Below are 12,315 nucleotides of genomic sequence, written 5' to 3' on the forward strand. Positions count from 1 at the left end.
GGCTATTTTGTGGATACGGTAGGAAGAAATAAAAAGCAGATAGAGAACTACATTAGGAATCAGTTAGAACAAGATCAAATAACAGAACAAATGAGTTTAAAGGAGTTTGTGGACCCGTTTACGGGTAGCAAGAAGCAAAAGGCATAAATAAAAAGCCCCTTTAGGGGTCGCCCGAAAAAGTAAAACGTTGGTTAGACCATTCGGACGCCCCTTGAGGGGCTTATGTTAGTAATATGCCCTTCCAGGGCTTGAGCAAGCCTCCGGTTTACCGGAGGTCATGACTGCATCCCATATATATGTACAAAAATAAACATTATATATTTTTGAAGAGGACATAAGACTGATGGGAATAGAAAAAAGTAATTGACAATAGTTAAGTGCGAATTTACAATTATCTATGTTGAATCAAGTGCGTATCATCTTTACATAGTTTCCTGTGCTACGCAGCAAATCTCAATAGAGGTAGTTTTGCAAAAAATACATAACAGGAGGGAAATCATGATATTTCAGAAAAGTAAAAAATTAATTTGTGCAATAACCGCAATGGGTATGTTTACTGTTTTTGCCACTGGGTGTGGGGATCAAAGCAGTGATACAATCAAAATTGGGGCAAATCTTGAAATGACCGGATCAAATGCGACCTTTGGTCAATCCGCTACGAATGGAGCGAAACTTGCCATTAAGCAAGCGAATGAAAAAGGCGGGGTCCTTGGCAAAAAACTTGAACTTGTAGTCGCTGACAATAAGAGTGAAGCCGCCGAAGCAGCAAACTCGATGCAGAAATTAATTTCACAGGATAAAGTGGCAGCAATTATTGCCCCGATTGCGTCGTCGAGTGTTATGGCTGGAGCACAGGTCAACAATGATGGTAAAGTATTGGCAATCAGTCCAACCGCATCAAATCCAAAAGTGACGGTTGATCCAGACACTGGAAAGGTTCGTGATTATTTATTTAGAGCATCGTTTATTGATCCTTTCCAAGGAGCGGTTATGGCAAATTTTGCTTCCAAATCACTTAAGGGAAAGACCGCGGCAATTTATATTGATACATCTAGTGACTATGCAAAAGGGCTCGGACAATTCTTTAAAGAAACTTTCATTAAAAATGGTGGTCAGATTGTGTCAGAAGAAGCGTATTTGGCTAAGGATACAGATTTTAAGTCAACATTGACTAAGATTAAATCCAGCAATCCTGATATTTTATTCGTTCCAGGGTATTATCAAGAAGTTGGTATGATTATAAAACAAGCTCGTGAAATTGGCATTAACGCTGCTATTTTGGGTGGTGATGGCTGGGATAGTGAAAAATTACCGGAAATTGCTGGCACTGATGCGCTAAATAATACATTTTTTGCAAATCATTATTCTCCCGATGATCAAAGTCCGGCTATCCAAGATTTTGTTGCAACCTATAAAGCGGAATACGGACAGGTTCCGGATTCTTTTGCTGTTCTTTCCTATGATGCAACGATGATGATTATCAAAGCAATCGAAAGAGCTGGTTCGGTTGATACAGTGAAAATAAAGGATGAAATGGCTAAAACAAAAGATTTTGCTGGTGTATCGGGCATGATTACTTTGGATGAAAAGCATGATGCCATAAAAGATGCGGTTGTCATTGAATTTAAAAACGGCAAGCAGACTTTTAAAGAAAAAGTAAAACCAGAATAAGACCATACTGAAAGAGACTCGTTTGAGATTGGACAAAAGTGTTCTTTAGAAAATCTTAAGCCGTCTCTTTCTTTTTTTCGATCTCTTTTAGCAAGATGTACTTCTGAAATGGACAAATAAATTTTAATGAATAAAACAAAAAGGGATTAAATGGATATTTTGCAACAAAAGTACCATGCAAAACGACAGGTGTTCTGCTAAAAAAGAAAAATATATTCCATGTTATTGACAGGTATACAATGTAACACTATAATGTTAGATAGTGTAAGTTGATAGTATGAATTTGCAGGTAATTGAAGCTTTACGGCTCAATGGTGAGCAGCCTTTAAAAATGGCGTGGACGGGGACAGTTGAACCTTTGGCCAACGATGGCTGAAGGTTTTTCGTTTATTTTTAGGCTGAACAAGGTTCGAAGCTTGATTTCGCAGAATTACAATACGAATGGAGGAGACAAAATGGACTTTTCATCATTTTCCGAACAGTTGATTCAACAGCTCATTAATGGTGTATCGCTAGGAAGTATTTATGCACTTATTGCATTGGGCTATACGATGGTCTATGGTATTATTAAACTGATTAACTTTGCACATGGTGATATTTATATGGTGGGAGCCTACATTGGCTTTTTTGCCACATCCATGCTGCATTTACCGGTATTGCCAGCTTTGATTATTTCTATGGTGGTTACAGGGCTTTTGGGCATGCTTATCGAACGGCTTGCTTATAGACCACTTCGTCATGCACCGAAAGTTTCTGTATTGATCACGGCAATTGGTGTATCTTTATTTTTGGAATATACGAGTATGTTTTTTGTATCACCGCAGCCAAGGACTTTTCCCAATGTCATGGAATCGGTGACTTATCATATGGGACCCTTTGTAGTTAATAGTCAGCAAATTTTGATCTTGGTTATTACGACTATTTTAATGGTGATTTTGACGTATATCGTGCAAAAAACAAAAATCGGCAAAGCCATGCGTGCGGTATCTTTTGATACAGAAACGGCACAGCTTATGGGCATTGATGCCAATCGTGTTATTTCAATTACGTTTGGTATTGGTTCCGCACTGGCGGCAGCCGGCGGCGTTTTAGTCGGGGTTTATTACAATTCAATTGACCCACTTATGGGGATTATGCCGGGACTCAAAGCTTTTATTGCTGCAGTGCTTGGCGGCATTGGGATTATACCGGGGGCTATGGCTGGCGGGGTCATTTTGGGTGTTATTGAATCGCTGGTTAGTGGTTTTCTTTCTTCGACTTTCCGCGATGCGGCGGCTTTTGCCATCTTGATCCTTGTTTTATTATTTAAACCTTCGGGTCTATTCGGTAAGAATACCCGCGAGAAAGTGTAGGTGGCAAAGATGAATTTATCAAGAATAAAAGACATCAAGATTATAGCATTAAGTATCGTTGGCTTTGCGATCATACAGCTTTTGTTAACAGAAAATATCATAGGTTCTTTTTGGGAACTTAATATCATTTTGATTGGGATTAACATTATCATGTCGGTAAGTCTCAATCTAATAAATGGGTATACGGGGCAGTTTTCCCTCGGACATGCTGGGTTTATGGCAGTGGGGGCTTATGTAAGTGCTATCTTGACCGTTAAGTTTCAAATGCCTTTTCTCGTGGGACTAATTGGTGGTGCCGCTGGTGCGGGTACTTTAGGTTTCCTGATTGGGTTGCCAACGCTGCGTTTGCAGGGCGATTATTTGGCCATTGCCACACTTGGTCTTGGTGAAATCATTCGTATTTGCATCCTTAACATTTCATATGTTGGTGGAGCATCTGGTTTTATGGGGATTCCTCGCTATACCAACTTTGCGTGGACGTTTTTTATCGTATTGTTCAGTATTTTCTTTATTAAAAACTTTGTAAATTCATCACATGGACGGGCCTGTATCGCGATTCGTGAAAATGAAATCGCTGCCGAAGCCATGGGGGTCGATACGACTAAATATAAAGTGATGGCATTTACAATCGGTGCTGCTTTTGCGGGCGTTGCAGGAGGCTTATTTGCGCATTATTTCTACATTGCTCATCCGGCGTCGTTTACATTTATGGCATCGTTTAACTATCTTACAATGGTTGTAATGGGAGGGCTTGGCTCCATTACAGGTTCTATTGTCGGTGCAGTTATTTTGACATTTATTTCAGCGGCACTTGCCAGCTGGCCAGAATTTAGAATGATTATTTATTCGCTTGCTTTAATTTTATTAATGTTCTATCGTCCGCAAGGTTTATTTGGTAATATAGAACTTACCGATTTGAAGATATTTAAGCGTTTTAAAGGAGGTCGTAAGTAATGAGTTTACTGAAAGCCGAAGGTGTTTCTAAACTGTTTGGCGGGTTAAAAGCCGTTTCTAATTTTGATATGTATGTAAATAAGGGTGAACTTGTGGGACTCATCGGACCAAATGGTGCCGGAAAAACAACAGCTTTTAATTTGTTGACTGGTGTTTATCAGCCAACAACCGGCACGATTGATTTTGATGACAAGAGCCTGCTTGGAATGAAACCTTATCAAATTACGCAGCGCGGTATAGCACGTACTTTCCAAAATATTCGTTTGTTTTCGGAATTGAGTGTTTTGGATAATGTAAAAATAGCCTATCATTTTCATGTGCAGTATGGTTTGTTTGAATCGGTATTTCGTGTGGGGCGTTATTTTAAAGAAGAAGCAGAGATCGAAGCAAAAGCGATTGAATTTCTGAAGATTTTCAAATTAGATGATAAAAAAGATGAAATAGCCAAGAATCTTCCCTATGGTGCACAGCGTCGTTTGGAAATTGCGCGGGCGTTAGCCGCACAGCCTAAATTGCTGTTGTTAGATGAACCAGCAGCCGGAATGAATCCACAGGAAACACAAGAATTGATGACAATGATTCGCTGGATTCGCGAGGAATTCGGGTTGACAATTCTGCTTATTGAACATGATATGAGTCTGGTTATGGGGATTTGCGAACGTATTTATGTGCTGGAATATGGTAGTATCATTGCTAGTGGGGTGCCAGCCGATATCAAGAATAATCCTGAAGTTATCAGAGCTTATCTTGGAAGCGAGGTAGAATAATGGGAACTATGCTTAAAGTTGAAGATATCAATGTATATTATGGGGCAATTCATGCGATAAAAGGCATCAGCCTGGAGGTAAATGAAGGCGAAATTGTAACTCTGATTGGAGCAAACGGTGCGGGTAAATCGACAATTTTGCGGACCATTTCGGGTCTTTTGAAACCTAAAACCGGTAAAATTGAGTTTGAAGGCCAAAATATTGCTGGTATTGCAGCCCAGCGTATTGTTAAATCAGGAATATCACAAGTTCCAGAAGGCCGCCGTATTTTTGCGAATATGACGGTAATGGAAAATCTTGATTTAGGGGCATATGTGCGCAGTGATAAAGCAGTGATTCAGGAAGATCTGAAAATGGTATTTGCTCGTTTTCCAAGGTTAGAAGAACGTAAAACACAAGAAGCGGGAACTTTGTCTGGCGGGGAGCAGCAAATGCTGGCTATGGGACGGGCCTTGATGAGTCGTCCGCGGCTTTTACTTTTGGATGAACCATCCATGGGCTTGGCACCTCTGTTGATAAAAGAAATTTTTTCAATTATTCAAGATATTAATAAAACAGGTACAACGATTTTGCTTGTGGAACAAAATGCCAATATGGCCCTTTCGATTGCCAATCGGGCTTATGTTCTGGAAACAGGACGTATCACCTTAGCCGGAGCAGCAAAAGATCTAGCGGCCAGTGAAGCGGTTCGCAAAGCTTATCTTGGCGGTTGATCATAAACAAACAGCAATTGTCTAACCGCTTTTGCTGTTTGCTTATTTTTTAAAGGAAGATGCTAAGAAATATCGAACATTACTCAGTATAAGCAAGTATTGCGAGAGGAGTTGTTTTATGTGTTTGTAGCGAATAGAATGACCAAAAATCCGATTACGGTCGAACCGGAAACAAAAGTAGACGAAGCGTCTGCATTGATGAAAAAACATGGATTTCGCCGTTTGCCTGTTATTGAAGGCGGTACATTGGTTGGCTTTTTAAGTGACCGCGATATTATGAAAGTGGCTCCATCACCAGCGACAACGTTGGCTAAATATGAAATTAATTCGCTTTTAGCTAAGATGACGGTTAAGGAAATCATGCAAAAAGAAGTTATTGCAGTGCCTGTTGATGCGACAATTGAAGAGGCGGCACTTCTTATGTATAAGCATAAAATTGGTGGGATGCCAGTTGTAAGCAGCGTTGGTGCGGTGGTTGGTGTCATAACGGAAACAGATATTTTTAAAACGTTTGTGGATGTTATGGGTTTGCCTGAAGGGAAAACGAGGCTGACGATTGCCGTGAAAGATAAAATTGGTGCAGTTAAAGAAATAGCTGAAGTGTTTTTTGAAATGGGCTTGAACTTGGATAGTTTAGTTACCTGTAAAAAAAATACCGGTGAATATGAAATTGTTGTTCGCGGTGATTTTGATAATATTGAATTGATTAAAGAAAAACTTGCTGCCAAGGCCTATATCGTTGAGCATTTTGTGAAAATCGGATAATATAAATGAGAATAATAACGAAAGTAATTATCAATTAAAAATTTTTATTGAAAATACTTTACAGAAATTAAAAAATTATGGTAAGATAAGATGTAGGATCAAGCCAATCAGTGTAAACTGAGATGGCCGGGCGTATTGCAGCAGAGTTAAAGCCTGTGGGACCATGTAAATGGGTCTCACAGGCTTTTTTATACCCTAATTGAGAAAATAAGGATGGTCTGTGCGGATTTGTTTGGATTATTAAACTATTTTGAGCCATTTTTAGGAGGAAGTATAATGACAGAAGAACAGCAAAATAATGCATTAAAACAACGAACTGCTTGGTTATCTATTTTATCAAATACACTGCTGGTCGTTTTGAAATTAATTGTTGGTATGTATGTGGGGGCAGTAAGCCTTGTTTCGGAGGCTATGCATTCCGGTGTGGATCTTATTGCGGCAATCATCGCTTTTTTTGCCGTAAGAAAGGCCGTTGAGCCGCCAGATATGGGACATGATTATGGACATGGTAAATTTGAAAATTTATCGTCTGCGATCGAAGCACTGTTGATTGTCTTTGCCGCAATTGCAATTGTTTATGAATCGATACAAAAATTTAATAATATTGCTGAACCTGAATTTTTGGAATATGGTATTTTGATTATGCTCATTTCAATTGTAGTGAATTATTTTGTTTCTGCTAGGCTGATGGTTGTGGCTAAAAAGACTAAGTCACAAGCACTTGAGGCAGATGGCTTACATCTTCGCGCGGATATATGGACATCGGTGGGTGTTCTTGCAGGATTGGTGGGAATAAAAATTACAGGGTGGCTCTGGCTAGATCCCTTGATTGCTATTTTTGTGGCGATTATTATCTTTAAAACAGGGTATGAAATGGTAATCGAAAGTGCAAAAGAGCTTACAGATACAAGCCTGCCTGAAGAAGAAGAAAGGATAATCGGTGAAATATTCAGTCGGCATGATAACGTTATGGGGTTTCATCGCTTGCGGACAAGACGTTCTGGATCGTATTGTTTGCTTGATGTACACCTTATTTTTGAGAAAGATATGTCTTTAGAACAAGTGCATCAAATTTGTGATGAACTTGAGAGCGAAATTAAAACGGCGTTAGGATCTTTTGATGTACTGATTCATGCAGAACCATCCGATCATCATGCAGAACCAAAACTTTTATCATGAAAGAAAATTAAATGCAGCATAAAATGAAAAACGGGGACTATCACGATTTAAATCGAGACAGTCCCCCGTTTTTTTATTGTTCATATAATTTTGGTTTGCGATCTTGAAAGATATTCATCGAACTGCGAATATCTTGTAAAATAGCCAGTTTTAGGTTGGCATGGAGAGTTTGTTCATCTTCATCTGCCCTGGCGAGAATTTCGCCCCAGGGATCGATGATCAGCGAATTTCCGCCGAGCTGCAACATGTCTAAGGTCCCCGAGCCATTTGCGGCTACAACAAAAATTTGATTTTCAATCGCTCTGGCCCGAGTTAAGGTTTTCCAGTGCATTAATCGTTCAATCGGCCAAGCTGCTGGAATAAATAAAACGGATATTTTTTCTAAGGCTAAAAGTCGTACGAGTTCACAAAATCGTAGATCGTAACAAATAATCGTAGCGCATTTTACACCATCAAGAACATAGGTATTGAAATGCTCTCCGGGTGTAAAGATGATATCTTCCTGAGCGGGTGAAAATAAATGTGTTTTATGATAGGTAGACACAAGTTCACCATCGCGATTAAAGACATAACTTGTATTGTAGACTCTTTCTCCGATGCGATTGGCAATGGAGCCGCCGACGATGTTGACCTGATGATCTTTGGCGAGTTTACTCAAAAACTTTCTAGTGTCAGTTCCATCTGGGTCTGCATATTCTCCAACTGGTTTCGGATAAAATCCGACGTTCCACATTTCGGGAAGCACGATTATATCTGGATTTTTAAGCATGGTTTCTTCTAGCAGCCTAACAATAGTCCTTTTATTTTCGGCAAAATCACCAAATTTGATGTGCATTTGTAGTAAAGATACTTTCATGAAATAATTACACCTCATTTACTGTTAAAGAAAAACCTGAAATTTATAGCTTACGAAGCAAAAAAGCCATTGCTTCTATTTTGAATCCATAGCATAGAAAAAGCAAGTAAATTTAAACAGAAGTTTATTTACAAATTACTGAAAAAGCTTTTATTCTCTTGTGTTTTTGTATAAAATAAGAATAGAAATATCAATGGAAGCTGGTGAAGATTCTATGGAAAGAATACAATATGATATTGGTGATGTGGTAAAGATGAAAAAGCAGCATCCATGTGGCAGCGATTTATGGGAAATAACGCGGACTGGTATTGATTTTGGCTTGAAATGTAAAGGGTGTGGTCGGTTTGTAATGATACCGCGTCCGAAATTTGAGAAGGCAGTCAAATTGATTGTGGAAAAGAATACAGAACCTTTTAAACCTGATCCATTAGGCTATTGAAATACATAATTTCTTGTGAAAAGAGGCATTCGTTTTGTTTTTGAATTTACATTAAATGATTATTTTTTTATGGCAAGATAGCTTTTATTTATAAAAAAGTTTGATATATATTTTTTGCCTTACTTGTTGTTTAATACCATAATAGCCATTAAAAGTTTCGATAATTTTTAACTATAATAGAAGCGGAAATCGTAATCTGTTTTTATTGACACGCTTATTTGCATAAACTATAATAACCTCATGAGATAAATTTTAGCCGATACAGGACTGGCGGAAAATGTGGATTACCACGAGGAACTGTATTGTGAATTGCCGACCGCCTGGGCGAGATTGACCTTGCCTAGGCGGTCTTTGTCTATTTTTAGACCTAAAATAACCTGGATTATTTGCGCAATAATTAAGATTAGGTGCTAAATGTATATCCTTTTTAAATATGAGATTTTAAATAAATATTTGAAATAGTTAGTAGTAAGTCTTAAAACCAGCACGTGATATATTGACATAGTTTGTGAAATAGGAATATAATGAGCAAAGCTTTCATGCTGCAGCAAGTGAGACGAATATTTATTTCATAAAAAATATAACGTAACATATAAATAGTGGAGGTATGGTTCATGAATGTTTGGGATGGTTTTAACAAAGGAAAATGGCAGAGCGAAATTGATGTACGAGATTTTATACAGACAAATTATTTGCCTTATGATGGCGATGATAACTTTCTGACCGGACCAACGGATAAGACAAAAAAAGTTTGGGATACATGTACTGAACTTTTAGCGGCAGAAAATAAAAAAGGTGGTGTTCTTGATGTCGATACGGCAGTGGTTTCGACCGTCGTTTCACATAAACCAGGATACATCAATCGAGAAAATGAAGTCATTTTTGGTCTTCAGACGGAAGCACCCCTTAAACGAGGTCTTATTGTTAATGGTGGTCTACGTATGGCCGAACAAGCTTGTGAAGAATATGGATATAAACTAGATAAGGAAATTGAAAACATCTATACCAATCATGTTACAACGCATAACCAGGCAGTTTTTGGCCTCTATACACCAGAAATGCGCCGCGCGCGCTCGTTGGGTCTGCTGACAGGACTTCCCGATGCCTATGGACGTGGTCGCATCATCGGTGATTATCGCCGCGTTGCTCTCTATGGTGTAAATTATCTGATTGCACAGAAACAAAAAGACAAAGACGAGGTTTTTGTTTCACCTATGTTAGAAGAAACGATGCGAACTCGTGATGAAATTTCACAGCAGATTAAAGCGTTAAAAGACTTGATTGAACTTGGTAAGTCCTATGGATTTGATCTCTCTCTGCCAGCTAAAAATGCGACAGAAGCGGTGCAGTGGATTTATTTTGGTTATTTGGCGGCCATTAAAGAACAAAATGGTGCAGCGATGTCAATTGGCAGGACTTCGACCTTTTTAGATATTTATATTACTCGTGATTTAGCGGCGGGTATTCTTACGGAAGCTGGGGCTCAAGAAATTATCGATCAGTTTGTGATTAAGCTTCGGTTAGCGCGCATGCTCCGGACACCAGAGTACAATGAACTTTTTGCTGGTGATCCATTATGGGTTACCGAATCAATCGGCGGCATCGGACAGGATGGACGTTCTTTAGTAACGAAAAATTCTTATCGAATGCTTCATACCCTATATAATCTTGGTCCGGCACCTGAACCAAATTTAACGGTTCTCTGGTCAGATCGCTTACCGGAAAACTTCAAGAAATTTGCGGCAAAAGTTTCAGTAAAGACCAGTGCCATCCAATATGAAAACGATGAAGTGATGCGTGATGTCTATGGTGATGATTATGGTATTACTTGCTGTGTATCTGCAATGAAACTCGGGAAAATGATGCAGTTTTTTGGCGCTCGGGCGAATTTGGCTAAATCTTTGTTGCTTTCCATCAATGGAGGGAAGGATGAAAAGACAGATAAACAGCTCGCACCAGTAATGCCAATTCCAGAAGGGGAATATCTGGATTATGAAGTTGTTCGCAAAAATTATTCGGAAGTTTTAGCCTGGCTGGCTGGACTTTATGTGAATACGATGAATGTAATCCATTACTCACATGATCGTCATGCGTATGAAGCCGGGCAGATGGCGTTGCATGATAGTAAAATCGAACGCCTGATGGCTTTTGGTGTAGCGGGTCTTTCGGTGGCCATTGATTCTTTGAGTGCAATTCGTTATGCAAAAGTAAAACCAATCCGTAATGAGGCAGGTGTCGCTGTTGATTTTGTCGTAGAGGGAGATTTTCCTAAATACGGAAATAATGATGAACGTGTTGATTCACTGGCCACAGAAATTACCCATGAATTTATTACGGAACTTAGAAAACATCCGGCATATCGTCAGGCGAAGCATACTTTATCGGTATTGACGATCACATCGAATGTCATGTACGGCAAAAAAACAGGATCGACACCAGATGGTCGAAAAGCAGGAGAACCACTGGCTCCAGGTGCTAATCCAATGCATGGTCGCGATACCAATGGGGCACTGGCGGCAATGCGATCGGTGGCAAATATTTCATACGATGATTGTCGAGATGGTATTTCATATACATTTTCGATTGTGCCGGGGGCGCTAGGAAAAACAGAAACGGCTCGAATCAATAACCTGTCAGCACTATTGGATGGTTATTCAAAATACAGAGCGCATCATATTAATATCAATGTTTTTGATCGGGAACTGCTTGTGGCAGCGATGAAAGAACCAGAAAAATATCCACAACTGACAATCCGCGTATCGGGTTATGCCGTGCATTTTGTCAAATTGAGTCAGGCTCATCAGTTGGAAGTCATTAGCCGTACTTTTTATGAAGCTGTATAAGCGGGTGGTATGATGATTGGCTATTATCACTCGAAAGAAACGTTTGGTACAGTGGACGGAGAGGGTATTCGTTATGTGCTTTTTCTGGCAGGGTGTGGGCTCGGCTGCGCGTTTTGTCACAATCCTGATACTTGGACCAAGGGTGAACGATCAATAACGGTCGAGGCGACACTCAAGGATATAAATCAGTATCGGAATTTTTATGATGCTTCCGGTGGAGGCTTTACGGCTAGTGGTGGAGAACCGCTTTTGCAGCCGAACTTTGTAGCAGACCTTTTTGCCGCCTGTCAGAAAGATGGTATCCATACAACCTTGGACACGGCTGGATTTTGTAAAACGGAAGCACTTTTGCAAGTTTTACCTTATACAGACCATGTTCTGTTTTCACTGAAAGCGATTGATCAGAAATTGCATCGAAAGCTTACTCTGGCTGATTCTAATGAGGCTATAATCCGCAATCTGTGTTATATTGCCGAACGTAAACCGGTAACCGTGCGCTATGTTGTTATCCCTCAGGTTACCGATGATGCAGAATCAATAAAGAAGCTTATCGAATTGCTGCATTCTATTAAGAGTGTACAGCTAAAAGTAGATGTATTGCCCTACCATTTTATGGGCGCTTATAAATGGAATGAATTAGGTATGGCCTATAAGCTGGAAGGTGTTCCAGCGGCGACCTCTACTGATGTAAAACGGGTTTCAGATATGCTGCTGACGGCAAATATACCACTCCAATATCCAAAATAAAAAAAGGTGCAGTCAGGAAATTTTATTCT

At 39.5% G+C, this 12,315-nt stretch carries 11 protein-coding genes, 1 pseudogene and 1 riboswitch; of the genes and pseudogenes, 11 read left to right on the forward strand and 1 reads right to left on the reverse strand.

The annotated features are described in order from the left end of the window. From F606_RS23660 to F606_RS0109885, 8 genes and pseudogenes are all read left to right on the forward strand, one after another. A pseudogene (locus F606_RS23660) lies at positions 1-147 on the forward strand (IS200/IS605 family transposase); the annotation flags it as partial. A gap of 396 nt (positions 148-543) precedes the next feature. Further along, positions 544-1,671 carry an ABC transporter substrate-binding protein gene (locus F606_RS0109850; RefSeq protein ID WP_407635977.1) on the forward strand — a complete coding sequence of 376 codons (1,128 nt, stop codon included), beginning with the start codon at positions 544-546 and terminating at the stop codon, positions 1,669-1,671. A gap of 455 nt (positions 1,672-2,126) precedes the next feature. Next, complete coding sequence (locus tag F606_RS0109860) at positions 2,127-3,023, forward strand: branched-chain amino acid ABC transporter permease (protein WP_019553724.1); 897 nt, start codon at positions 2,127-2,129, stop codon at positions 3,021-3,023. Positions 3,024-3,032: 9 nt separating this feature from the next. Further along, positions 3,033-3,977 carry a branched-chain amino acid ABC transporter permease gene (locus F606_RS0109865; protein ID WP_019553725.1) on the forward strand — a complete coding sequence of 315 codons (945 nt, stop codon included), beginning with the start codon at positions 3,033-3,035 and terminating at the stop codon, positions 3,975-3,977. Beyond that, entirely contained in the window at positions 3,977-4,744 is a 768-nt protein-coding gene (locus F606_RS0109870; RefSeq protein ID WP_019553726.1) for an ABC transporter ATP-binding protein, read from the forward strand. The genes F606_RS0109865 and F606_RS0109870 overlap by 1 nt, the downstream gene beginning before the upstream one ends. 8 nt (positions 4,745-4,752) lie before the next feature. Next, the gene (locus tag F606_RS0109875) at positions 4,753-5,457 is read left to right on the forward strand and encodes an ABC transporter ATP-binding protein (protein WP_026329335.1); all 705 of its coding nucleotides are present in this window, start codon (positions 4,753-4,755) and stop codon (positions 5,455-5,457) included. A gap of 120 nt (positions 5,458-5,577) precedes the next feature. After that, a complete protein-coding gene (locus tag F606_RS0109880; protein ID WP_019553728.1) occupies positions 5,578-6,222 on the forward strand; it encodes a CBS domain-containing protein in 645 nt (214 codons plus the stop codon). A gap of 276 nt (positions 6,223-6,498) precedes the next feature. Beyond that, complete coding sequence (locus F606_RS0109885) at positions 6,499-7,401, forward strand: cation diffusion facilitator family transporter (protein ID WP_019553729.1); 903 nt, start codon at positions 6,499-6,501, stop codon at positions 7,399-7,401. A gap of 73 nt (positions 7,402-7,474) precedes the next feature. Here F606_RS0109885 and F606_RS0109890 read toward each other — a convergent pair whose 3' ends face one another. Next, on the reverse strand, positions 7,475-8,257 hold the full coding sequence (locus F606_RS0109890) for a carbon-nitrogen family hydrolase (RefSeq protein WP_019553730.1): 783 nt from the start codon (positions 8,255-8,257) through the stop codon (positions 7,475-7,477). A gap of 193 nt (positions 8,258-8,450) precedes the next feature. On the opposite strand from F606_RS0109890, the gene F606_RS0109895 reads away from it, so the two are divergent. The 3 genes from F606_RS0109895 (at position 8,451) to pflA (ending at position 12,286) form a co-directional block, all read left to right on the forward strand. Next, positions 8,451-8,696, forward strand: a complete 246-nt coding sequence (locus F606_RS0109895; protein WP_019553731.1) for a DUF951 domain-containing protein — start codon at positions 8,451-8,453, stop codon at positions 8,694-8,696. Positions 8,697-8,949: 253 nt separating this feature from the next. Then, positions 8,950-9,029, forward strand: a riboswitch (ZMP/ZTP riboswitch). A gap of 281 nt (positions 9,030-9,310) precedes the next feature. Beyond that, positions 9,311-11,539 carry a formate C-acetyltransferase gene (gene pflB / locus F606_RS0109900; RefSeq protein WP_019553732.1) on the forward strand — a complete coding sequence of 743 codons (2,229 nt, stop codon included), beginning with the start codon at positions 9,311-9,313 and terminating at the stop codon, positions 11,537-11,539. A 9-nt stretch (positions 11,540-11,548) separates the two neighbouring features. Continuing rightward, positions 11,549-12,286, forward strand: coding sequence for a pyruvate formate-lyase-activating protein (gene pflA, locus F606_RS0109905; RefSeq protein ID WP_245542109.1), 738 nt, complete (start codon positions 11,549-11,551; stop codon positions 12,284-12,286). The last annotated feature ends 29 nt before the right edge of the window (positions 12,287-12,315 follow it).

This window comes from Propionispira raffinosivorans DSM 20765, from assembly GCF_000381065.1.
In the GTDB taxonomy this organism is placed as follows: Bacteria; Bacillota; Negativicutes; order Selenomonadales; family Selenomonadaceae; genus Propionispira; species Propionispira raffinosivorans.

What these genes read in the sequence shown, in the direction of transcription:
- F606_RS0109850 (WP_407635977.1), top strand. Translation starts at nt 544, where the DNA reads ATGGGTATGTTTACTGTTTTTGCCACTGGGTGTGGGGATCAAAGCAGT.
- F606_RS0109860 (WP_019553724.1), top strand. Translation starts at nt 2,127, where the DNA reads ATGGACTTTTCATCATTTTCCGAACAGTTGATTCAACAGCTCATTAAT.
- F606_RS0109865 (WP_019553725.1), top strand. Translation starts at nt 3,033, where the DNA reads ATGAATTTATCAAGAATAAAAGACATCAAGATTATAGCATTAAGTATC.
- F606_RS0109870 (WP_019553726.1), top strand. Translation starts at nt 3,977, where the DNA reads ATGAGTTTACTGAAAGCCGAAGGTGTTTCTAAACTGTTTGGCGGGTTA.
- F606_RS0109875 (WP_026329335.1), top strand. Translation starts at nt 4,753, where the DNA reads ATGCTTAAAGTTGAAGATATCAATGTATATTATGGGGCAATTCATGCG.
- F606_RS0109885 (WP_019553729.1), top strand. Translation starts at nt 6,499, where the DNA reads ATGACAGAAGAACAGCAAAATAATGCATTAAAACAACGAACTGCTTGG.
- F606_RS0109890 (WP_019553730.1), bottom strand. Translation starts at nt 8,257, where the DNA reads ATGAAAGTATCTTTACTACAAATGCACATCAAATTTGGTGATTTTGCC.
- F606_RS0109895 (WP_019553731.1), top strand. Translation starts at nt 8,451, where the DNA reads ATGGAAGCTGGTGAAGATTCTATGGAAAGAATACAATATGATATTGGT.
- pflB (WP_019553732.1), top strand. Translation starts at nt 9,311, where the DNA reads ATGAATGTTTGGGATGGTTTTAACAAAGGAAAATGGCAGAGCGAAATT.
- pflA (WP_245542109.1), top strand. Translation starts at nt 11,549, where the DNA reads ATGATGATTGGCTATTATCACTCGAAAGAAACGTTTGGTACAGTGGAC.